The sequence below is a fragment of the Streptomyces sp. NPDC004610 genome (assembly GCF_040609715.1).
Classification (GTDB): Bacteria; Actinomycetota; Actinomycetes; order Streptomycetales; family Streptomycetaceae; genus Streptomyces.
Window position 1 is genome coordinate 58,348 of the sequence record NZ_JBEXLA010000005.1, and the last position, 24,073, is coordinate 82,420.

Sequence of the window (24,073 nt, forward strand, 5' to 3'; positions counted from 1 at the left end):
GGTGTCTATCGATGTATGTATCGATGTGTTTGTCGGTGTGTTCATCGGGTGGACGGGGCGCTGGCTGCGCGGGCGCGCAGGATCTCGTCCAGGGACTCTTCGCGCCAGCGCCTCAGCAGCGCGTGGAAGGCGACGGCACCGTGCGGATAGCTGCTCGGGCTGTCGGGGCGTCCGTGTCCCTCCCGGTTGTAGTAGCCGGGAGTGCACTCGGCGTGGAACCAGGCGTGCTCGGGGGCGTCTTCGGCCAGGACGGCCAGCCAGGCGTCCTCGGCATCGGTGGACGGTTCGACCAGCGCGTTCCCGGTCTCGGCGGCGGTGACGAGCGCCGCGGCGTGGAGGGCCTGCTCGTCCATTACATGGGTGTAGTTGACACTCACGGTGTTGTGCAGGAGGCCCATGCGGATCAGGTTCGGGAATCCATTGCTGGTGAAGCCGTGCAGGCTGCGTGGCCCGTGCTCGTTCCAGGTGTCGTGCAGTGCGGCCCCGCCCCGGCCGTGCACCGGAAGCCTGCCGGAGTCGACACCGGAGATCCCGACGGAGAAGCCCGTGGCGAAGATCAGGCAGTCCAGCTCGTAGAGCGTGTCACCCACCACGGCTCCGCGCGGGGTGATGCGCTCGATGCCGTGGGTGTCGGCCGTGTCGACCAGGGTGACATTGGCCCGGTTGAACGCCTCGTAGTAGGTGTCGGAGAACGTGGGGCGTTTGCAGGCGTACCGGTACCACGGTTTGAGCTTCTCGGCGGTCCCCGGGTCGGTGACGGCCGACTCGACACGGGCGCGCAGCTCGTCCATCTTGGCGGCGTCGGCGATCTCGTAGTCCGCTTCGTAGGCATCGCCCCGTTCCTTGCGCCGAAAGCTGGTCAGGAGCTTCTCCAGCAGCGCGGCGGACGAGGTCCAGCGGTCCGCCACGAGGTCCCGCTCGACGCTCTCACCGGAGACGACACGCAGGAAGTTCTCCCGGCGTTCGCGGGCCCAGCCCTCGTGCTCGGCGCCCACGTCGGGTGCGGTGGTGCGGCGGTTGGCGCGGACGTCCACGGTGGACGGGGTCCGCTGGAACACATGGACGTGCCGGGCGTCCTGGGCCACCAGCGGGATGACCTGGACCGCGGTGGCGCCGGTGCCGACGATGCCCACCCGCTTGTCGGCGAGACCGGTCAACCCGCCCTCCGGGGTGCCGCCGGTGTAGGCGTAGTCCCATCGCGAGGTGTGGAAGGTGTGACCGGCGAAGTCCTGGACGCCGGGAATTCCCGGCAGCTTGGGCTCGGTCAGGGTGCCGGTCGCGGTGATGACGTAGCGGGAGCCGAACGCGTCGCCGCGATCTGTGCGCACGGTCCATGTCTCGGATTCCTCCTCCCAGGTCAGTGAGGTGACCGAGGTGGAGAACAGGGCGTCCGCGTAGAGGTTGTACCGGTGGGCGATGCGTTCCGCGTGCCGGCGGATCTCCTCACCCGGGGCGTACTTCCACTCCGGCACATAGCCGGTCTCGTCGAGCATCGGCAGATACACATGTGACTCGACATCGCAGTGGATGCCCGGGTACCGGTTCCAGTACCAGGTGCCTCCCAAGCCCCCGCCGTTCTCGACGATCCGGATCCCCTCCACCCCCTGCTGCCGTAACCGGGCTCCGGCGAGCACACCGCCGAATCCACCGCCCACGACGGTCACGGTGACCGTGTCGTGCCGGGGTGCGCGGGTGGGCGTCGCCGGGGAGAACGGGTCCGTGGCGAACGAGGCGAACTCGGCCTCGGCGGGGCGGTACTGGCGTTGCCCCTCGGGATGGAGCCGTCGCTCACGTTCGGCTCGGTAGCGCTGCCTGAGTGCGGCGAGGTCCGCGGGTGTGGGGACATGAGTGGCCGTCATATGAGGTTCCCTCCGGTAGGGGTGAGGCGCATGAGCTGCGTGGGCGTGGGCGGGGGCAGGTCGGTCGACTGACGACCTGACGCCTGAGGCAGGGGTGCCTGACGGTGGGGCCGGTGCAGTTGTGAACGCCGACCGCCGTGCACTACCGTAACACCAACCGGACAACGCTGTCCGGGTGTTGGGTTGTGGAGAGGGGCGGGCGACCGACGGCGCGATTCCCAGCCGTCGCGGCCCCCGCCCAGTGGACAGAAAGGCCACCCCCATGCGACTTCCTATGCGGTTGCGGTCCTTAGCCCTGCTCGTCGCGTTCGGCACCATGGCTCTCTCGGGCACCGGAACCGGCACCGGCACCGGCGCAGCGGTGTCGAGCGGCGCGGCCGATGCCGACGGTGCCGGTCGGATCGTCCGCGCCCACGAGGTGATGCGGTTGACGTCGGTGCACGAGGAGAGCGGCATGACCCTGCTGGAGGGCCCCGTCTTCGACCCGGCGGGAAGGCTGCTCGTCGTCGATGTCACCGCGCCCGCCGGTGCGCCGAAACTCCTGAGCGTCGACGTTCGGCGGAAGACCGCGCGGGGAATCTTCACCGACGGTCAGGGGCACTACTCCTCAGCCCAGTTCAGCCCGTTCGACGGGCGCCTCTACCTGACCGACATCGCCCAGGGCATCGTCATCAGTCTGGAGCCCGACGGAAGCGACCCGCGGACCTTCTTCGACGGCGAGGTCGACGGCGTCCGGATGGTGCCGGACGACATCGCCTTCGACCGCGACGGCAACCTGTACATCAGTGACCTGCTCGGCATGACGGAGGGGGAGGACCGGGGGCGCGTGGTGCGGCTCGACCGGTCCGGGGAGAACGCAACCGTGCTGGCCGACGGGCTCGCGGCGACGAACGGCATCTCCTTCGACGCCGACCATCGCGGCCTGTGGATCAGCGAACTCACCGAGAACCGCATCTCCTATCTGCTGCTCGACGACGCGGGCTCGGTGCTGTCCCGGCACACCGCCATGCAGGTGGACAACGGCATCGCCCAGACCGATTCGATCGCTGTGGACGCGGACGGCAACCTCTACCAGGGGCTGCACGGCCGTCCCGCCATGGTCGTGTACGACCGCTACGGTGAGCTGCTGGCCACCGTGGAGATCCCGGCCGACACCGAGGGACTGACCTCGGCGACGAACGTGGCGATCCGACCGGGGACGACCACGGCCTACATGACCGTCAGCGGTTCCGCCGGAGGCTACCTCTACCGCTTCGACGCCCTGGCGGAAGGCACCCGGCAGTCCAACGGCGGCTGACCGCGCTCAGCGGCACGGGGTCCGCGCTCAGCAGCACGGGGGCACGGGGGGCGGTCCCACCGTGACGCCGAGCAGCCGCCAGGCCGCCAGCGCCCGCTCCTCGCGCTCCTCGCGGGTGGAACTGCGCACAGCGCCGGCGACCATGATGACCGCGAGCATCACATCGTCCAGCGTGCCGAGCCGGCCACCGTCGCCGCCCGTCAGATGCCTCCCCAGCGCGTGCCTGACCCGGTCCTGCACCGCATGGGCATAGGCGAGGACGCCGGAGCGGGTACCGGTCTCCTTGGAGTGCAACAGGGTGAGAAAGCCGGCCGACTCGGTCAGATGCCAGGTCAGCACGCCCAGCACGCCCGCCAGCGTCGCCCCCTTCGCGTCGGCGGCGACCTCGATATGGCGTACGTTCTCCTCCAGCACCGCGATGGCCAGGGACTCCCGGTCGGGGAAATGCCGGTACAGCACCCCCTGGCCGACCCCGGCGCGGCGGGCGATCACGGACAGCGGGGCGTCCAGCCCGTGCTCCGTGAAGATCTCCCGAGCGGCGGCGACCAGGGCGGCCCGGTTGCGGGCGGCGGCCTTGCGCCCTGGGTTCCGCGGCCTGCCCTCGGCCTGCTCGGTCTGCTCGGCTTGCTCCGTCATCCGGAAAGGGTATCGGGCGTACACCGGGGGTACGGGTGCGGCGGGGTCGGGATCGTTGCCTCGGTGACTTCGGTGACTTCGGTGACTTCGACGGCCTCGATGACCTCGACGGCCTCAGGACCGGGTGATGGCCCGCCGTGTTGGGCCGACACGGATCCGGCCGGGACCTACCGGGGACCGCCGGGTTCGGCATTCGCTTCACGGCCGGACGGCCGGACAGCCGGGCGGTCCCGGGCGGCCCCGCGATCGTAGAGGGCCTGTGCCCGTTCGGCGCAGGTGAGGCAGAACAGCCCCAGGTACGCGGGCGGCAGCCCGTCGAGCTGTTCCGGAAGCCGTCGGTTTCCTGCCATGCTCTTCCGCTACTCCCTCTCTGCCCAGAACAACATGTACGGCGAATTCTGCGAAGCGTGGCCGCGGATGCCTTCGCCCCCGATGATGAGACCGCGTTGGTCGAGCAGCGGCAGGCAGGTTTCGCGGCAGAAGTTGTGTGAGGCCGGGCGCTCCGAAAGCCGCGTGCTGGTGCCTTTGGGGTCCGGCATGTAGTCATCGTTGCGTACGGACGGACTGGAGTTCTTCGGCATGGTTGAGGGCGAGCTGCGCGTCGTCCTCGGTGCCGGGTCCGCACGTTGTGGCGCAGACTTCGCGTCAACGCTCCCTGAACCGGCCCGTGTTGCGGACGCCTGTGTGATGCTGCCTACCCCTCTGCCGTCGCTGCGGAGATGTCGGCAGGCCGTGAACGGGAGTTTTCATGCAGAAGGTCATCGACTACATCGAAGAACATCGGAAGTCGTACGAGAACCACGCGTTCTTCACTCGCCTGCTCGCCGACGAGTCGCTCTCCGGGGAGCGGCGTCTGGCGTGGGGGCCCAGTGTGGTTCCTTTCATCATGGGCTACTCCGATCTCAACAAGTACGTCTTCCGCAAAGACGAGGACAAGGCCCGGCCCGGTCAGTTGCAGGCCCTGCTGAACGCGCACACCTACGAAGAGGACTTCCACTGGCAGTGGATGCTGACCGACCTGGAGAAGCTGGGGGCCGACAGTGCCATGCCGCTGTCGGACGCCACGCGGGTTCTGTGGAGCGAGGACTTCAGCCATTCCCGGCGTCTCTGCCTGGAACTGACCGCGCTCGCCGCAGGCGCCCCCACGTACGCCGTTTTCGCGATGGTCGAGTCCATCGAGGCCGTGTCCATCACGATCTTCAGCCACTGCCGGGGGATCACCCTGCGGGACGGTCGCGAATGTGAGTTCTTCGGTACGAAGCACTACACGGCGGAAGCGTCGCACAGCATCAAGTCGCCCGAGGTGGAGGAGAAGAGCCTGCCGTCCCTCGATGGCGCACAGCGCGAGGAGGCGAAGCGGATGGTGGACCGCACGTTCTCGCTCTTCGACGACTGGTCCGGCTCGCTTCTGCGGTTCGCTCTCGGGGGCGGGGAGCACGAGCGCACGTACGAGAGGGTGATCCAGGAGAGCAAGGATCTGCTGCCGGGGGGCTGAGCAGGGGCCGCCGCCGTTTCTGTTTTGAGATTGGGGGTTGATGCTGCCACGGTGCCGTTCTGGGGGTTGGGCGGTTCCCGGGACTGGTCAGCGTTGGTTGTAGTGGCTGATGCGGGCTTGTGTCGGTGTCGGCGATGCCATGTCGACGTGCTTGTCATGGTGAGGTGGGTGAGGGCGGGATCATGGGCTCGTCCTCGGGTTCGGTCTTGGTGGGGTCCGCGTTCGGCCGGAGGTGTTCCAGGGGGTAGTTCTCGGCGTAGTCGATCACGATCATGCCGTGCGGGTTGCGGGGGTTGGGCCGGGCGTTGTCGAGTGCGACGGCGGCCATGATGGGCTGCCGTACGGTCTCGCCGGTGTTGTCGGTCATCTCGATCTCGAACTCGATGAACTGCGCGTTGATGGCGGATTCGTCGATCTCGGGTGGTGCGGCCGGGGTCGCGGGGGCGGAGGTGCCGTGGGGGGCTGGCGGCGGGGGCTTGATGGCGGTGTTGGCGAAACCCACCGCGTTGGCGGCGCCCTCGGCTCCCATCCAGGCGATGATCTTCTCCGGGTCCTGAGGGTCCCTGAACACCATGGTGTAGTAGGGGTAGTCGCTGTAGTAGGTCGTCGCCCACGCCTCGGCCTCCTCGTCGCTCTCCAGCAGCGCGCCCAGGTAGAGGCCGAGGATCCTTCCGTTGGAGAGCAGGGGCAGTTCCTGTGTGGGTACGGAGGTGAGGTCGGCCGACTGGTCGGCGGTGCGGGACGGGTCGCGGGGGTCGGCGAGGAAGAGGCCGTACTGTCCGGTCAGCATCATCTCGTGGGGCCTGAGATGGTCGGCGGACAGTCGGTGGGGCGTCACCCGGGCGGGGCTCTCGTCCTCCCGGATGAGGCGCTGGACCTCGCCCAGGACGTCCTGCCGTAGTTGTCTGGCGACCGTTTCCAGCCTGTTGCGCGAAAGGCTCAGGCGGGGGTCCGTGGCGCTGAGGTTCATCGCGCGCAGATGTTCCAGGGCGCCCGCGGCGAACGTGGCGGAGCTCGCGCTCACGGACGGGTGGACCCGGCCGTCGGCGGTGGCGTAGCGGGGGTGCACCCTGCGCCAGGGGTCCCTGGGGTCACGCCAGGGGAAGACATGGTCCATGGCGGGGTCGCGGGTCATCTTGTGCCGGAGCACGCCGAACTCCAGGACGGAGTCATCGGCGAGGGGCGCGTCCCGGTCCACATCCGTGCGGTAGTGCATCGTGCGGCTCTGGTCGAGGCGTACCGGTTCGGCGTACACGGGCTGGGTCGCCGGGTCCGGGCGGGGTTGTTGCTGCGGGGGTGACTGCGCGGGGTGCTCCGGGAGGGCCGAGGGGTGTGCCGGTGGCTGCCCGGTGAGGAAGGCGGCCTGCCAGTGCTCACCGCCGTCGCGCCGGGTGAGGTCACGGATCAGGTGGACCTCGGGGGCCGGGTGCTCGGCCGGGTGCTCGTCCGGGCGCGCGTCGTCGGCGCCCGCGCCGAGGAGGGCGTAGAGGCTGAGGCTCCGGCCGTCCCAGGACCACACGCGCAAGTTCCGGCGGAAGACCCTCGCCGCCGCGTGCGGGGTGACATCCCCGCTCACGTTGTTGTACTGCCCCGATTGCGCGATGGTCACGGCGATGTCCCACCGCCGATGGATGTCGTAGCCCTGCCGGGCGGTGTTGACCGCGTCGTCGAACAACTCCGGGTCGGCGGCGGTGAGTCCCGTCCGCAGTACCTGATCTTCCGCCCACATCGTCCACGCGGCCTCGTCCAGGCGTCCGTTCCACAGGCGTGGTGGCTCCCCCGATTCGAGGTCGTCGAAGAGCGCGTCGGCCACGATGCGCCTGACCTGGTTCGCCGTCAGCATGGTGCCCCTGTCGTCCCGCAGGTCGCCGGCCAGCACCAGTGCGTGCATGAAGCAGTTCCCGTCCCGTGCGACGTCCTGTACCGCCAGACCCAACTGCCCGGCCGCGGTCTCCAGGCGGGTCTGGTGATCGGGTGTGGTCCTCGGCTCGTCGGTGTCCAGGTCCATCGGGTCGGCCACCTCCCGCAGATCCTCATCCGCTCCCGTCATCGCGCTCCGCTCCGGTGAGAGCGACCGGTTCACCGCGCCGCCCGGGGTTCCGGCGGGATCGCCGGTCGTGGCGGCGGGCCTGGCGTAGGGGTTGTACTGCCTCTTGCTCTGGCCCCGCGCCCGCGCGTCGTCGGGTCGTCGAGCCTTGGCGGTACCCCGGTTCCGCTGCGCGAGGAGGTCCAGCTGTGCGAAGAACCGTTCGGCGAAGGTGTCCATGGCCCCGCTGATGTCGGGGTTGTTGAGCACCTCGCGCAGGAACACGGAGTCCCGCGCCGCCCTGTCCGCCGCGTCCGTGCCGGGGTCGGGGTCGGGAAGGGTGTTCGAACGGTGCCGGGTGGCCAGGGCCAGCCCCGCCAGATACCTCACCGCATTCGCCCAGACCGGACGGTACGTGCGGGTCTCCCAGTCGGAGACGGTGTACGAACTGACGCCGATGATGGTGGCGAGGGCCTCCTGGGTGAAGGGGTGACGCAGGCGGGCGCGTTCCGCGGGCGAGGGGATGGTGAGCCGTCTGGGCAGGTGAGGCTCGACCACCGGCCGGAACGCGTCCATGACCGGGCCTATGTCGGGGTGGTCGCTCGCCTCGCGCAGGAACGCGGCGTCCTCCGCGTCCCTGCGCTGTTCATCGGCGTCGCGGTCGGTGTGGGCGGGGATGTACAAGCGGTGTTCGGTGGCCAGGGCCAGCAGCGCCAGATACCCCACCGCGGCAGCCGCGTCATTGAAGTTCGCGAGACCCTCCCAGTGGGAGACGGTGGCCTGGCCGAAGCCGAGGAGCTCCCCGATGGTGTGCTGGGCGAGGGGGTGGCGCAGCCGGGTACGTTGCTCCGGGGTGGGGGGCAAGGGCAGCGGGGTGGACAGCGCCGCGATGTCCCGGCCGCGGAGTGCGTCCAGGTAGGGGCGTACGGCGGCGTGGCCGGGGTCCTGGCCGCCTCGGGTTCCGGCGTTCGGGGTGGCCAGGTGCTGGGCCATCAGGGGGCGGAGTTCGTCCATGTGCGCCCTGACATCGGCGTTGGCGAGCGCCGCACGCACGAACGCGGCATCCTCGTCGTACGCGGTCGCCGCCTCGGTGCCGGGGCGCGGGCGGGCGGTGGTGCCCAGTCGGTGTTCGGTGGTCAGGGCGAGTACCGCCAGATACTCCACCCGATAGGCGCCGGTGGGGGTGCGTACCTTTCTCTCCCAATTGGAGACGCTGGCCTGGGTGACACCGAGGATGAAGACGAGGTCCTGCTGGGAGTGGGGGAGGCGCAGCCGGACGCGCTGCTGGGCGCTGTCGGGCACCGGCGGCGGGTCGACGGCTCGCTGGGACAGCTCGGTGTGGAGTTCGGCATTGCGTGTGCGCAGGGCGATGAGGGTGGGTGGGTGCTCCTGCCGTTTGTCGGCGGACTTCGGCGCCTTCAGTCCGCCGGTGACCTTTCCTTCGAGTTCGCGCATCTTCGCGCTCACCGTGGAGTCGGCGAGTGCGGCGTGCAGGAACGCGGTGTCCTGGGAGCCGTCGGTGTCCGCCTGGGTGCCGGGGGTGGGGCGGGGAGTGGCGTTCAGGCGGTGCCGGGTGGCCAGGGCGAGCACCGCCTTGTACTTGTCCTGGACGGCCTCGTTCGGGGTGGAACCCTTCTCCCAGTTGGAGACGGTGCCCCGGTCGACGTTGAGGATGCGGGCGAGGGCCTGCCTGCTGAGGGGGTCGCGCAGCCGGGCGCGCCGCGTGAACGGGGGCAGGGGCAGGGGCAGGGGGGCCGCGGATGTGGTGGGTTGTTCCGCGGGGGTGTCCGCGGCGGGGGTGGCGGGTCGGCGCGCGAGCGCGGAGGGGCGCTCGCCGGGCGGGAGGTAGGGGTGGTGACGGACGCCGGGCGGGTGGGTGAGGGGTGACTGCGGGCGCCGGCGGTGGTTCAGGGGTGAGGCGGGCCGGTCGGACGGCTGGTCGGAGCCGGTCGGCGGGGTCGTCCCCTCGGGGAGGGCGTCCGGGTCGGCGGAGTCGTCCCGGCCGGTGTCGCCGACGGCTCCGTAGGTGGTGTCGCGGGGTGGGTCGAGGACGGCTTCGAGGTCGCGGGGTCCGTGGTCGGTGAGGCGGCTGTGGGGGAGGAAGGCGTCGGGGACGTTTCTTCCGTCGGGGCCGAGGATGACGGCGCGGGTCCGGCCGGGCCACATCGCGGGCTGGTGGCCGCTGATCCGGGGGGCGCCGTCGGCGGTCTCCTGCTGCATCTCCACCCAGAGCACGCCGTCCGCTGTGCGGTGGGCGGCGAAGGCGTGGCCGGTCCTGGTGTCGCGCTGGGCGAGGATCAGGGCGGTGGAGCCGGGTTCCGCCGCGTTCAGGGCGTGGTGGACGATGTCGGGTGAGGTGACGGTCGTCCAGCCCGGACCGGGTGCCAGGCGTTGTTCGGCGCGGGTGCGGCCGGCTTGGTCCGGGCCCTCCGAACGGCTCGTGGTGTCCCGGTTGCTGTAGAGGTCGTCCAGCGCGCGTGCGGGGCGGGTGACAGGTGCCCTGGTGTCGCCCGGCGTGCGGCCGGGGTCCCCGGACGGGGTGAGGCTGCGGCGGGGGTAGAGGTGCGGGATCAGGTGCCCGACCAGGATGACGCAGTTGATGGCACTGAGCGGCGTGCGGGGTCCGGCCGCGCTGCGGGTGCTGTCGCTGTCGTGCTCGCCGCGGGCGGTGTCGGCGGCGGCGGTCACGGCCTGGCGCAGCCGGACCTCGTCCGGCGGGGCGCTGCTCCGGGTGGCGGACGAGTCCTCGGACGACGAGCCCTCGGAGGTCGGGGAAGGGCTGCCGGTCGCATCGGGGGCGTGCGTGGTACCGGCCCTGTTCTCGTGACCGGCGGACACCGTGAGGTTCTGGAGCGTGGTCGGGGTGTGCCGATCGGAGCCGGTGTCGTCCGTGTCGCCCGGGACCCTGGCGGGGGCGGGCACGAGCACGGCGAAGAGACGGTCGGCGGCGCTGGTCACGTCCGGCCGGTGGTCCGGACCGGCCGTGGTGCGGTCCGGACCGCTCTGCGTCCCCGCCATCGGTGACGGCGTCCACCGGTCGTGGGCGGGCGTGTCCCGTACGGCCTCCCGGAGCGTGACCGGCGGCTGGGTGAGAAGGGCCGGCAGGGTCGTGGGGTTGAGATCCGGGCGCTCGCGTCCGAGACCGGCCGGCTCCCTCCAGGTGCCCTGCGGTTTGGGCGGGGTGCCGAGGAGCAGGGCGAGGGCGAGGAGGTTGCGGGTGAAGCCGTGCAGGAAGGTGCGCATGGCCGGCGAGGTCACGAGCGCGGTGGTGGCGAGGACCGCCCCGTGGTGGCGGTGCATCGCGGCACGTACCTCGGGGAGCGCGGTCATCTGCCGGTACCAGGTGGCCAGGGTGGTGTCGGCGGCGAGGTCGTCGGGCCGGGTGAGCAGGGCCAGTACGGAGGTGTAGTCGGTGAACCCGGCCCAAGGCTCCGCTTGCGGTTCGCCCGCCCAGTGGGCCGGTGCGGTCAGGTCGATGCCGGTGCCGGTGATCGCGGTGTACTCGTAGTGGCTCAACCGGCCGTGCAGACGGCCGAGTTGCGCGGGAAGGGGGAGCGGTGGTGAGGGGTCCGGGAGGGTGGACCCGCCCCCCTTGTCGTGTCCGAAGATGGCCCGCAGGCCGATGTCCATGGCGTTGTCGGTGTTCACCATGCGGGTGGTGGTCCGGCTGGAGTAGGGGCTGTACCGTGCCCGTCTGCTGCGGGTCTCACGGGACGGCCCCGCATCGGCGTTCTGCTGCTCGCGCTCGGCGGCCTCCACGGCCTCCACCGACTCCTTGGCGCTTCGCGCGGCGGCGATGGCGCCCTGGTAGCGGTTGCGGAACTCCGCGGTGACACCGGAGCCGGGCCCCATCTGGGCGTACATGTGCTCCAGATTCTGCTGGAGCGCGGCGAGCTGCCGGGCGGCGTACGAGGGAAGGTGGAGACCCGAGGTGTGCAGCACGGTCGCGGCGGCGAGCGCGGTGCCGACCTCGACCGGCAGGATCGGTTGCGGCCGGCCACCGGGCCCCGCCTGCGTCAGGCCGTCGGTGGAGGTCAGGACGGCGGCCATCCGCTCCACCAGGGACTGGTGGAGGTACTGCTCCCACAGCACGGGGAGCGCGGAGTCGCCGCTGAGACTGGCGAAGCGCGCGGTCTGGTCGTAGGCGTGCTGGGCGATGCCGGCGATCTCGTCGAAGGACGCCTCCAGCGCGGCGGGCGTCATGGACCTGCCCTGGTCGCCGGGGCCGCGCAGCTGGGGGCGGGCGGTGAAGTGCCGTAGCTCGAACAGCGCCAGGGGCTGGCGGGAACCCAGGCTCTGGGTGTCCATGCCCAGCTCGGCCATCGACGCCATGGCCCACGTACCGACCGGGCCGCCGGGCGCCTTGGCGCCCAGGATCACGGTGTCCAGGCGCTGCTGAGTACTGGCGCTCCCGTCCTCGGGGCCGTACCGCGCCTCCATGATCTCGGCCAGATACGGGGCCGGTACGTTCGGAACGGTCCTGCGCAGAACGTCGGTCAGGGTGTCGCGGAAGAGGGCCGTGAGGGTGTCCTTGTTCTTCCGCAGAAAGTCCCTGGCCGGTCGGCTCAGTGCCTTGTGCAGATCGGCGAAGGCCACCCGGGACGCGACGGGCAACATGTTCTTCATGATCACGTTCGGCGAGACCATGACCAGATACGGGGCCGCCGCCGCGTGGTGGAATCCGGTCCAGGTGTAGCCGTGCAGTTCGGCGAGGCCGGGGAGGTAGGCGAGGAAGGGGCGGTGCCGTGCCTCCCGGGTCCACTGGGACGGCCGCCGCCGTCCGAGGAGCGAGTCGGCGTAGTGCTCCACCACCAGGTCGGCGAAGCGGCGTCCGGCGTCGAACAGCGGGAGCAGGGGCGGGATGAGCACACGTCCGCGCGCCAGTTCGAGCAGCGGGGTCAGCCCGGCGACGGGCACGCCGACGGTGAACTGGGTGTAGGCGGCGTGGCCAGGGCCCGCGGCGGAGGGAAGGACCTGCACGGACGCCACTTCGGGCACCACTTCCCAGGAGGGGTCCCGTCCCAGCAGGGCTCCGAGCGTCTTGTCGTGCTGGTGGGGGTCGGCGGTCCGCTCCAGCAACGCCCGGACGTTTCTGTGCAGGGCGAACCCCACATCCCGCGCCGGCCCCCGTTCCCCGCGCAGGGCCTGGAGCGGCGGTCCCACCAGTTCCGGGATGAGCGCCCCTCTCGGCTGCGCCCCGGGTCCCGCCTCGGTCACCCACGCGTGCCAGTTCCCGTTCGCGGCCTGGAAGAACGTATGGGAGTCCACGACGAGTTGGGCCCCGGTCAGCGCGCCGGTGGCCGGATCCCGCTGCCGGGCCAGCACCCTCCCGGGCCGGAGCTGCCCCGGGGTCCCCAGCATCGGGAAGAGCAACTCGGCCTCGTAGCCGATCCGGTGGAAGACGGCCGAGGTGGGCGCGTCGGTCAGGGCGTCGGTCGCCGAGACCGTGTGGTCGGTGGCGGGGGCGAGGGGGTGGGCGGTCTCGGTGCCGTCGACGAGGAGCGGGCGGGCGGGGTCGGTGACCGTGCCGTAGGGGGCGATGACGACGGCGCGGGTGTGCAGGGCCGGGGTGTCCATGCGGTCGGCGGCGTCGATCCTGGGGCCGACGGTGTGCGGGGAGGTGACCGGGCGGGCGTCCGTGATGCGCGCGCCCTTCGCCTGCTGCATCTCGATCCAGCGGATTCCGTCGTCCGTCCGGTGAGCGGCGTAGGCGTGGCCGTCGCCCTGGGAGCGGCGGACAAGGATCAGCGCGGTGGCTCCCGGGCCGGCCAGGTCGAGGGCCTTCTCCAGTGCCGTCCACGACCGCACCGTCGCCCAGCCCGGCCCCCGGGCGAGTCGCTGCTCGGTCGCCCGGCCGGAGCCGTGGACCGGCTGGGGGAAGCCGGTGTCCGCACGGGTGCCGCGTGCGGTGTCGAGGGTCGTGCCGCGTGCGGTGCCGAAGGACGTGCCGAGGGCGGTGTCGTCCACTGTGGCCTGCGCGTGCAGGCCGCTGGACGCGGACTCTGTCGTGCGTCCGCCGACCGGCCTCGGCGGATGCAGGACCGCCGTCAGGGACTCCAGCAGGATCACACACGCCTCCCAGGAGAACGGGTCACCGCCGGGCAGCCGTCCATCGGCCTGGTCCACGGCCCGGTCCACGGCGGTGCCGAGGGCCACCGGTGTGCGGACCACGGTGTTCCATCGCCTGGTGGCGTCGGCGACGCGGCGGGCGGCGTCGCGTGCGGACCGTTCGGCGGGCGTTTCCGGGGGCGGGGCGGTGGTCAGGGAGGCGGGTCGCCGGAAGCTCATCGGGGCCGTGCGGGCGAGGGCGACCAACTCCTTGGAGCGGGCCATGACCGGATGGTTGGCGACGAGGTCGGCGGACGGCGGCCCGGGGACGAAATGCCGTCCGGTGTTCCACCGGTAGCGGTTGTCGTCGTTGCGGTCGTCGCTGCGCGCGTACACGAGGGTGTCGACCCTGCCGTCGTCGTTCAGGGCGAAGAGGAGGGCCACGCCGCCGTCCCCGCCGTGGAGATGGGCGTGGAGCCTGCGGTGGATGATCCGCTCGCCGGGCAGCTCGCGCACGCCCCGGGCCTCCGCCGCGATGCCTTTGATGACGTTCCGGTCGTCGGGGGAGCGGAAGCTGTCCTCCGTCATCCCACCCCCGTAGTACGCCGTGCCGCTGTGTTCCCAGGTGCCGGACTTGTGTGGCCGGAAGGCGGTGAAGCGGTCCATCCGCTGCTGCCAGAGTCCGGCCAGCGTGGCCTGCCGTTCTGCCAGGACCGCCCGCCAGGTCGGCCGGACCGCGTCCCGGAGCAGCCCGCGCTGCTCGTCGGTGGGGGCGATGTCCAGGGAGGCCAGATAGGCGGCGAAGTGCCGTTCGCCGCCGACGGGGTGGGCCGGGTCCGGGCCGGGGGCGTCGAGGCGGGGCTTGGGCAGGGTCCCGGTCAGGAAGGCGCGGAAGGTGAGGTCGGTCAGGCGGTCGGGGTGGGAGTCGATCTCGTCGGCGCGGGCCGGGGCGGCGGTGAACAGGGGCAGCAGTTCGGGATGCGCCTCCAGCGCCTTCGCCACGGCGGGCCCCTGGTCGCCCTTGAGCAGGTCGGCGACCTCGGGCCGCAGCTCGTCCAGCACCGACTCCGGCGTCTCGGCCCGCCCCGGCATCAGGGGACGAGGGCTGCCGCCCGGGTGCTGGAGCGTCCGGGCCGCGGTGTGCGGGCCCTTGGTCGCGCTGTGCGGGCCCGTCGCCGAGGGGGCCGGGCCGGGAGCGAGGACGACGCGGCTCTCGTCCGTGGGCCGGGCCCGCTCGTCCAGCGCCGTCAGCAGACGCCGGGAATCATCGTCCCGGACGAGTTCCATGAAGCGGGTCCGGTCGGCCTTCGCGAGGTCGCCGACCTGCTCGGCGAAGCGGGGGTCCTGCCCGGCGCGCTCCCGCCAGTCCGCCGCCCGGGTCAGGAACGCCGCGGCGAAGTCCGGCTGGGCGGTCAGCAGCGGGGCCAGCCCGCGGTTGCTGTGCAGGCCGTCGTAGAGCTGTCGTACCAGGTCGGCGGTGACCTGCCCCTGGTCGAGGCGGAAGAGCGTCGTGGCCAGGGCGTGGTTGCTCAGGGCGCCGCGAATCCTGGAGGTCACTCCCTCCCTGAAGGCGGGATGCCTCCTGATCAGGAGCCAGACGGGCGTGGGCTTCAGGGCGTCGTCCGCGAGGCGCGGGGTGGCCCGGAGCACCGCGGCCAGTTCGGGCTCGGCCTTCAGCTCACGCAGCAGGCGGGGCGACTCCTTCAACAGGCCGGGCAGAGCGCGGTGACCGGCGAACAGGGCCCGCACATCCTCCGAGCGCACCAGGAGATCGCCCAGGGACGGGTCGGCGGTGACCAGATCGAGCACGGAGCGCCTGGCCAGCCCGGCCCACGCTCCGTCCTTCATCTGGTGCATGGCCTTCACCAGCGCGGGCACAGCGGTGGCCACGGGCAGCACATCCGGCTGGACGACCCGCTCGACCAGCGCGGGCTCGGCCACCGTGAGCGCCTTCACCAGCGGGGGATTGTCCAGGAGCCCGTTCCAGGACGCGACGGAGGGGACGAGGCCGGGGCGCTGCGCCAGCAGTGCGGCGAGCCCGGGTATGCCGCCGAGCACGGTCACCAGCCGGGGGGTGGCCGCCGCGGCCTTGGCCCGCTCCGGCGAGGCCAGCACGACCTTGGTCACTGCCTCGTTGTCCTGCCAGACCAGCGCCGAGACCAGTCCGGGAGCGCCGGCGAGCAGATCGAAGGGAATCCGGTCGCCGCCCACCGCCTCCGCGGCGGCGGGGCTGGTCTCAAGGAAGACCTGGAGCTCGCTGTTGGACGGTGCGTACAGCCTGTGGACCTTTCCATGGCGGTGCTGGACCTCGGCGTACTGCGGATTGCTGTTCACCGCTTCGAGCACGTGGGCCTGCTGCACATGGATGCGGAAGATCGTGTTGCGGACGAACGCGTGGAACACCGGGTCCAGGAAGGTGAGTGTCCGGATCAGCTCGGGTGACCGGCGGATCTGCGTCAGGATGTCCGGCCGGCGCAGCAGGGGCGGCAGTGAGGTCCGGGTCTGCACGAGTTCCCGGAAGGCCGCGTCGAAGAACAGTCCATCGGCGAGATAGCGGTTGCCGATCGCCGCCGCCCGCAGGTCCGGGTCGCCGAGGACGGCGGCGTACGCGTCCAGGACCGCCGCGTCCAGGACCGCCGGGCCGGAGTTCGCCGTACCGGGGTTCGCCGCGGTGCGGACCACGTCACTGCCGTGGCCCTGCTCCAGCCCGTCGACCAGCCGTTGCAGCAGCGGCAGCCGGGAGGCGTCCAGAGGGAAGCCCTCCGGCGTCAGGGTCTCCTCACCGGCCTCGACGATGATGTCCCGCAGGCCCGACAGCGCCATCGCGGTCCTCGACTCGGGGTCCTTGCCATGCGGAGCCGGGGAGGCGAGCGCCGCCACGACCGGGGCGGCCAGCTCGTCCAGCGCCGCGCGCCGCGCGTCCCACACGTCCAGGAACCCGGGACGGGCCACGACCTCCCTCAGCAGTCCGGCGTCGGCGGCCAGGGCCCGGACGAAGGCACTCTCCCGCCGCTCCTGGAGCACCGGCAGCAGTCGTTCGTCGGTCAGCAGCCGCTGCCAGTGCGCCGCGGACAGCCGGCCGAAGTGCGCGGAGAGATCGCCGAGCACATCCGGAGCCGCCTCGACCCGCCGGGCCACCGTCTCCCATCCTTCACCATCGCCCACGTGCACCTGGAGCACCGAGTGACGGCCCACCAGCCGTACCAGGGCACTGTCCGAGCGGCCCGCCGCAGCGCTGATCACCGGCACATGGTTCATCAGGTCGGGGAAGTACGAGGTCCGCATCTGGAGGCCGGACACCCAGGGGTCCGCCAGCAGCCGCTCGGGCGACCAATCGTCCAGGGCATGGGTATGGCGGTAGGCCAGCATGGCGACGCCCGGCGAACGGTAGAGGGCGTCCGCCCACTGCGGGGACCCGGCCAGCTTGGCGGTCAGCGCGCCGCGCGCCTCACGCGACGCCGGATTGAGCAGCAGATGGCGGAGTTCCTGATGGCGGCTGACAGCGGCGAGCAGCGCGCTCGACGGCGGGACGGCGCCCGGGACCGCCCCGGCCGGGTCGCTCTCGGCCCGCTCGACGACCCGGCGGAGCTGGTGCGGCAGCCGTATCCCGTCCGGGTCCCGTACCAGGGCGGTCAGCACCATGGCGTTCTCGGCCAGCGCCTTCCCGGCGGCCCGGTTGGCGGCACTCGCGTTCGCCCGGTCGAACAGCGGCCACACCGCCGGATGCGAGGACTTGAGATGCTCCAGCAGCCGCCCCCGGGCCTGCGGGCTCCGCGCGGCCCCCTCGATGTCGGCCGCGGTGGGCGGGGGCACGGGCCGCCCGCCGGTCCGGGTCCGCGACGGCTCCGTGGTGCCGCGCAGCGCCTCGGCCAGCTTCCCGGCGCCCCGGATCGCGTCGTAGCGCTCCGGGTGGTGCGACAGCGCGACGGCGACGTGGGGGTTGGCCACGGCGGCCCGGAGCAGCGTCGGGTCCTCCAGCAGACGGGCGGCCAGGGCGGGGAGGTCCTCCAGCACGTCCGCCAGCGCGGAGGAGTCCCGGAGGGTGTCCAGCACACCGGGATCGGCCTTGACGGCCGCCAGCGCGCGCGGTGAGGAGAACGCCAGGTTCAGGAGTTCGGGCAAGGGGCGGAGCCGGTTCTGGAGGTCATGGTCGCCCAGCACCTGGGCGATGAAGGCGGTGTCCTTCCCGGACTCCCGCCACTGGATGGTGGTGCTCAGGGCCGAGAACAGCCCGGCGTCCGCGTTGAGCAGCCACAGCGTCTCCACGGGATCGTCCAGCATCCGCAGCGCCGCCCCGAACACGGGCCTGCTGTCGAGCAGGTCGAAGACGGCGTTACCGATGTCCACGGCGTGCTCCAGCAGCCGTATGTCGCCGTCGAGGTTCACGAACACGTCGGGAAAGTCGACCACCTGCCGCAGCCACTCGGGTACGGCCTCCAGCGCGGCGGCCGTCCCCTCCCGGACGAGGAGCGGCGCCAGCACCGGCCCGAACGCGCTGTGCCACGGCTCCTGCTGGGCCGCCAGCGCGTCCAGCAGGTCCGGCGACTCGGACAGGACGGGTACGAGAGCCGGTACGGCCCTGAGGGTCGTGGCGAGCCCGCTGCCCGGCCGGGCCATGGCGTACACCACGTCCGGGGTCCGCTTCAGCATCTCCCGCAGCCCGCTGTTCTCCCCCTCCCGAGGGAACCCGCGCACGGTCGCCACCAGTTGGGTCATGGCCAGATCGCGGGGGAAGGACTGGCGCTGGAGGAGGCCGGTCACGGTCCGCTGGACCGTCTGGCGCTCACGCTCCGGCAGCCCCTTCAGCGCGTCCCTCAGCGCCGCCGTGACCCGGGCGGGGATCGGCAGCCGCTCGAAGCGGCTCTCCGTCCCCGCCCGTGGGTCCGGTACGGCGTCGGACGGAGCGGCGGTCCGCGTGGACCCGCCGGGCGGGGGCGGTACGGCGGCGGCCGAGGAACCGGACTGTGTGGTCGACCGCGTGGTCGGCTGGGCCGCCGACTGTACTGTCTGCTGGGCTGTCGACTGGCCTGTCGACTGCGTGCCCGGCTGTGTGGCCGACGTTGTGCCCTGCTGTGTGTTGCTCGGCTGCGTGCTCGGCTCCGGGGCGGGCTCCGGCTTCTTCTTCCGCTTCTTGGCCCCGGCCGGGAGCCGGTCGCCCGGACCGGCCGTACCGAAGACATCGCGCAGCTCCCGGGACACCCGTGCGGCGTCCGCCAGCGCCCGGCGGCTCGGCTCGTCAGCGGAGTGGCGGAGGTCGCTGCCCCGGAGCAGGGCGTGCGCGACCATGGCCCTGACGTTCTCGAACAGCCGCCGGTACTGGCCAGGTCGGCCGGACTCCCGTCCCGTGGTGGGCAGCACATGGTCCCTCGCCATCACGTCCTGCGCCCGTGTCAGCAGCGCGGCGCGGACACCGGGTACCACGGTTTCGACCGCCGCCAGCGCCTCCCACGCCCGGTCGAACTCGCCGTGCCAGGCGGCGAACCTGTCGGTGTCCACGACGGGCAGGTTTCCCTTGGGTGTGGTGGGTGTCGTGGGTGCTGGGGGTGATGGGGGTGCTGTGGATTCCGTGGACTCCGTGGACCGCTTTGGCGTCGTGGTCGAGAGGGCGTCGGGCCTGGCGGTGCCATCGGGACCGACGAGGACGGCCCGCGTATCCCCGAACAGGCCATCGGGGCGCCGCGTGGTGATGTCCGGTCCGCCGTCCGCCCGCATCTCGACCCAGCGGACACCGGTGAGGGTCCGGTGCGCGGCGAGGGACCGGTCGGTGCCGTCGGCACCGCGGGTGAGGATCAGGGCGGTGGTGCCGGGTTCGGCGGGCCCGAGCGCGGTCTCCACGGTGTCCAGCGAGCGGACGGTGGACCAGGCGGGTCCGGGGACGAGGGGCCGTCCGGTCTCACCGGTGCCCGGGTCGGTGCCCTCTTCGGTGCGACCGCTGGGCTGGAGAACTCCGGGGTTCGTCGCGGGGTGCAGGTGCCGGATGAGCTGGTCCAGCAGGGTAACGGGATCGACGGCGCGTGGCGGGGCGGCCGGTGCGGTGCTGTGTTCCCGCCGGGCGGACTCGGAGGCGTTCTCGACCGCGATCCGCAGACGGTTCTCGTCGCGGACGGGGCCGCCGCCGGGAATGGAGCCGGGGGTGACATCGGTCGGGTCGGTGCTGATGCTGGTGTCTGAGGAGGAGGAGTCGGACTCCCGGGAGAAGATGCTGTCGATGTCCGAGTCTGAGTCCGAAGCGGAGTCGGAGTCCGAAGCGGAGTCTGAGTCTGACGCCGAGTTCGTCGGAATCGAGGCCGAGTCTGACGCCGAGTCCGAAGTCGACTCCGAATCCAGGCGGGTGGGAGGTGACAGCACATCGGAGAGAGGGCTGAGGGAGAGGGTGCCGGTCCGGGGGCGCTCCGGGTCGCTCACCGGCCCGAGGGTCCCTCCGGGCGACCGATCGTCGTCGATGCGGGCGGGGTCCTCTTCGCGGCGTGGCCGGTCGGCCGGGGAGCGGGTCTCGCCGGGCCTCGGCTCGGACGGCCTGGGTTCGGACGGCTTGGGCTCCGACGGCTTCGGCTCGGACGGCCTCATGGCGTCGGCCCTCGGCGTATCCGCACCAGCCCTGGACGCATCCGCACCGGGGCGCGGCGGGGCCACGGCATCGCCGCCCCCCGCAGGAGGCACGAGCACCACCGGCGGGGGCGGTGTGACCGGCACACCGCGTTGGTCGGGGGTGAGGACGGGGGCGCCGGTGTCCAGTGGCGGACCGCCGGTGAGCAGTTCCTCCACCGTGGCGCCACCGCTTGCGCCGTCGATCCGGGGCGCGGTGGACGGTGAGGGAATATCGATCAGCGGTCCGTTGGGAGTCAGGACGGGTGTGCTGACCTGATCTCCGTCGCTCAGCCACTCGTCCAGCACGTCGTCGGCAGCACGGGCCGGGTCGTCGTCGGTCCCGCTGCTGCCGTGTGCCGGGACCGGTTCCGGCATCGTGATGCCGGTCAGCGGGGCACCGCCCGGCATGGGGCTCATGACCGGCATACCGGGACCGGGGCCGGGTCCGGGACCCGTACCGCCGAGCGGCTCGGTGCTGAGGTGCGTGCTGCCATGGACGACGCCCGTGGTGAGGGTGCTGATGTCGATGGCGCCGACGTTCCCGCTCCCCGAGTTCACATAGCCCCCCGAACCCGCATAGCCACCCGGACGGGCGTGGCTCCCCGGACCCGTATCGCTCCCCGTGGTGGTGCGGCCCGGCGCGGGCACGGTGCCGTCGTCGGTGCTCACCGCCGAGAGCAGACCCACCCGCTCCAGGCCCAGGCCCATGCCCAGGCCCAGGTCCGGAATCGGCAGTGGCCGGAACTTGGCGGCCACCCAGCTCGCGATCCCGTTGGACAGTTCCACGGCGCGTTCACTGGTCATCGAGGTCAGGAAGCCGCCCCCGCTGACGCTGAGCTGCTTGAACGCGATCCCGTTGTAGATCAGCTCCGAGACCGTACCGATGACACCGTCGCCGATCCCGTGCGCCACGAAGTCCAGGAACTTCCCGCCGAAGCCGCGGGGGCCGAAGAGCTGCCCCACCGTGTCGGACATGGACCGCACCACACCGTCCCCGAACGAAGCGGGCAGCCCCCGCTCCAGCACCCCCCGCAGCGCCCCGCCCAGATCCGGGCGGGCCGCATGCGCCAGGAACGCGCCCGCCCACTCCCGGCCCAGCGCACGCGCCGGCGCGTCGCCGCCCATCCCGTCCCCGAAGCCGCGTGCGAACAGCTCACCCATGTCCGCCGTGAACGACGACCCCAGGTCCGCCGGGTCCGCACCGCGGGCCAGCCGGTTCGCCGTCTCCGACACCCGGTCCGCGAAGAGCCCCGCGAACACCAGATCCGGACCCGCACCTCCCCCAGCGGGCAGACCGCCCCCCACGAACCCGTCCACACCGTCCCCCGGCCGGGGCCCGGCCACCGGCCGCACCACCGCCCCGCCTGCGCCCCCGATCTCCTCGCCCGCGTCCTCCGCGGCATCCTTCACCGCACCCGGACCCGGACGGCCCTCCAGCGCGTTCCTGAGGCTCCCGAACAGCCGGTCCCGCGCACCCCTCTCCATCGCCTTCGTCAGACTCTGCGCCAGCCATGACGCGGCGAACTGCACCGGCACCGACACGAATCCGGCCACCGCCCCGAACCCGACCGCCTGCGTCAGATACGTCCTCCCGTTCGCCGACACCTTCCCCTCCCGCGCCAGCATCCACTGCGCGAGGCGGTCCATCGCCACCGCGAGCCCGATCTGGATCACCTGCTGCATCCCGACCGCCGCCAGCACCCGCGCCAGCAGACTCTTCAGCACCATCCCGTAGAACGCCCGCAGAAACGCCTGCCGTTGCAGCGCGGCCAGCGGATTGAAGATCGCCATCACGAACGTGAACGCGAACTCCACCGCGAACATCCCCAGCTGAAGCAGGATCATCAAGTTCGTGTACTCGACCTGGTACGCGGCCTCGTCCACATAGTCCGCCAGCTCCCGCGCCGCCTCCCGCAGCCCTTCCAGCAGCGACAGGCCCTCCGGCGACGCCAGCGTCAGCATCGCCTCGTAGTACGCGTCCGAGAACTCCCCGTTCGAGGTGCCCGACACCGACCGGGCCACCTCCACCACCAGCGCCTGCACCTCACCGAGCTGCTTCTCCAGCTCCCGGTGCGGAGCCGACAGAAGGGCACGCATCAACGCCGGATCGGCATCCGGCATCTGCGAACCCGTCAGCACCAGGAACAGACCGTTCAGCGCATCCGAGTCCATGACCCCAAGCTAGTTCCAGCCCGGCACCAAGGTCATCCCGGCCGTGCAGCACGATACGAACGAACACACAACCCCGCACGAAGAGGAAGCCCACCACCCACGCCCCCGCCACCACGTGGCTTGATCGCGCCAGTTGCGCCGTCCGCACCCTGTCGTCCACGGAGCAGGTAGCGGGCTCGGCCTGCCATCAGCCGCGATGACGCCCCCGCCCGGGGATGGTCGGGGTCCGGTCCGATCGGCTCAGCGGGATGGCCGATCGGACCGCGGGCTCGGACGGTCGGCAGACGCCTCCGTCTCCGGGCTGTCCCTAGCGTGGTGCCCACGGAACGCGCCACCCACCGCCGCGCGGTCCGCACACCGCCCTACCGCGCCGCGGCGTACGAACACCGCCGTGATGGGGGCGGCGACCTGAGCAGGCGATCGAGGGGGACAGACGCATGGCGACCGAGGGGGACAAGCACATGAGGAACACCACCGACCGTTCCACGCCCGTGTCCGGGGCGGCGACGGAGTTGGCGCCGGATGTCATGACATTGCTGGTGGCGGCGCTGCGCCGGGCTGTCCGGGGTGAGTCGGACGTTGTGGGTACCGACACCCTGCTGGAGCAGGTGGCCCTGGGGGGCACCGATGTCAGTGACGCCGTCGTCCCTGGCATCCGGGAGTCGGGTGCGCTCGGTGGCCGGATCCGGGCCCAGGCCGGGCGGGGGTGGGTCTCCGCCGACGACAGCGACAGCGACAGCGGGAGCGGGAGTGACACAGTTGTGCGCCGCTCCGAGGACGAGTGGGAGACCGACGCCGCCTGGCGTGAGGCCCGTTGGCGTCACACCCTCGCCGCGCGCGGCACGGATCCGGAGCCCGGCCGTGAACTGCCGCGCATGAGCGGCGCGCTGCGCGACTGCCTGCTGACCGCGCTGGGCGCCGCCCGTGCCGAGGGCAGCCTCTCCGTACGCCCCCGGCATGTGGCGCGCGCCCTGCTGGCTCCGGGCACCCGGGCCCATGAGGCCATGACATTGGAACGGCTCGACCCGGCCGTCGCCGCGACCGCCCTCGACGCGCTGGACGCCCGCGCCGCCGATGCCGAACGTCCCGAGTCGCAGGGGGTCACCCTGTTGCGCCGGGCGGGGGTGTTCGGCCGCAGTGGGAACCGGCTGACCCGCGCGTTCATGTCCTGGACCGCCGGTTCCATGATCAATGGTTCCCCGGTGGTCGCCGCTGTCACCACGGAGGCCGTCCGGCAGGCGATCCGGTCCGGGCACGCCGCCGCCGGACCGGTGGACCTGCTGCTGGGCATCCTCGCTCTGGACCGGGCCATGCATGTGGCCGGGTACGAGTTCCCGGCGCCGCTCGCCGAGGTCAACTCCGCCGCCGGGCTGCTGCGCGGGCACGGGGTGCATCAGGCGTCCCTGGCCCAGGTGGTGCGGCCGGTGCCGTCCGGGGCGGTCGCCGACGGTGAGCCGGGGAAGCCGTCCGGGCCACCCGTCGGCGGTGAGCCGGGGGCGCTGTCCCGACCCGCCGACCGGGTCGTGGCGGTGGCCCGGCTGATCGCCGCCGAGAGCGGTTCACCCACCGTCGGCACGGTCCATCTGCTGGCCGCGCTCCTCGACGATCGGTCGGCGGGAGGTACTGAAGGCGGGGGAGAGGGGGAGAGCGCCGGTTCCCGCGAGGGGATCGCGACGCTGCCTTCGTCCGAGGGGATCGGCACGCTGCCCTCGTCCGAGGGAATCGCGGCGCTGCTCTCGTCCATCGGCGCCGACCTCGCCGCGCTCCGCGCCGACCTGGGCCGTCGACAGGGTGCCTGACCACGGGACCCGCCGGTCGGGGACGCCGCCCGCCTGACTACCGTTCTCCGCGGTGAACACGGTCGACAGCGCTCAGCCGCGACAGCATGCAGCCGCGACAGCATTCAGCCGCAACCGCGCTCGGCCACAGCAGTACTCAGCCGCACCAGCGCT

The 24,073-nt window shown here is 72.0% G+C and carries 7 protein-coding genes; 3 read left to right on the plus strand and 4 right to left on the minus strand.

All coding sequences use genetic code 11. From position 1 onward, the window contains the following. Nucleotides 1-41 precede the first annotated feature (41 nt). Nucleotides 42-1,859: an NAD(P)/FAD-dependent oxidoreductase gene (locus ABZX40_RS07195; protein WP_355730890.1), complete on the minus strand. Its 1,818-nt coding sequence runs from the start codon at nucleotides 1,857-1,859 to the stop codon at nucleotides 42-44. Between the two features lie 262 nt (nucleotides 1,860-2,121). On the opposite strand from ABZX40_RS07195, the gene ABZX40_RS07200 reads away from it, so the two are divergent. Then, a complete protein-coding gene (locus ABZX40_RS07200) occupies nucleotides 2,122-3,156 on the plus strand; it encodes an SMP-30/gluconolactonase/LRE family protein (RefSeq protein WP_355730892.1) in 1,035 nt (344 codons plus the stop codon). A gap of 27 nt (nucleotides 3,157-3,183) precedes the next feature. Here the strand turns inward: ABZX40_RS07200 and ABZX40_RS07205 are convergent, their stop codons facing one another. Together ABZX40_RS07205 and ABZX40_RS07210 are read right to left on the minus strand one after the other, a co-directional pair. Then, nucleotides 3,184-3,792: a helix-turn-helix domain-containing protein gene (locus ABZX40_RS07205; RefSeq protein ID WP_355730894.1), complete on the minus strand. Its 609-nt coding sequence runs from the start codon at nucleotides 3,790-3,792 to the stop codon at nucleotides 3,184-3,186. A 359-nt stretch (nucleotides 3,793-4,151) separates the two neighbouring features. Further along, on the minus strand, nucleotides 4,152-4,373 hold the full coding sequence (locus ABZX40_RS07210; protein WP_355730895.1) for a hypothetical protein: 222 nt from the start codon (nucleotides 4,371-4,373) through the stop codon (nucleotides 4,152-4,154). 167 nt (nucleotides 4,374-4,540) lie between these two features. Between ABZX40_RS07210 and ABZX40_RS07215 the strand changes: the two genes are divergently transcribed. Further along, complete coding sequence (locus tag ABZX40_RS07215) at nucleotides 4,541-5,287, plus strand: hypothetical protein (RefSeq protein ID WP_355730897.1); 747 nt, start codon at nucleotides 4,541-4,543, stop codon at nucleotides 5,285-5,287. Between the two features lie 154 nt (nucleotides 5,288-5,441). Here ABZX40_RS07215 and ABZX40_RS07220 read toward each other — a convergent pair whose 3' ends face one another. Further along, the gene (locus tag ABZX40_RS07220) at nucleotides 5,442-22,121 is read right to left on the minus strand and encodes a toxin glutamine deamidase domain-containing protein (RefSeq protein ID WP_355730898.1); all 16,680 of its coding nucleotides are present in this window, start codon (nucleotides 22,119-22,121) and stop codon (nucleotides 5,442-5,444) included. 437 nt (nucleotides 22,122-22,558) lie between these two features. Between ABZX40_RS07220 and ABZX40_RS07225 the strand changes: the two genes are divergently transcribed. Beyond that, nucleotides 22,559-23,920, plus strand: coding sequence for a hypothetical protein (locus ABZX40_RS07225; protein ID WP_355730900.1), 1,362 nt, complete (start codon nucleotides 22,559-22,561; stop codon nucleotides 23,918-23,920). The last annotated feature ends 153 nt before the right edge of the window (nucleotides 23,921-24,073 follow it).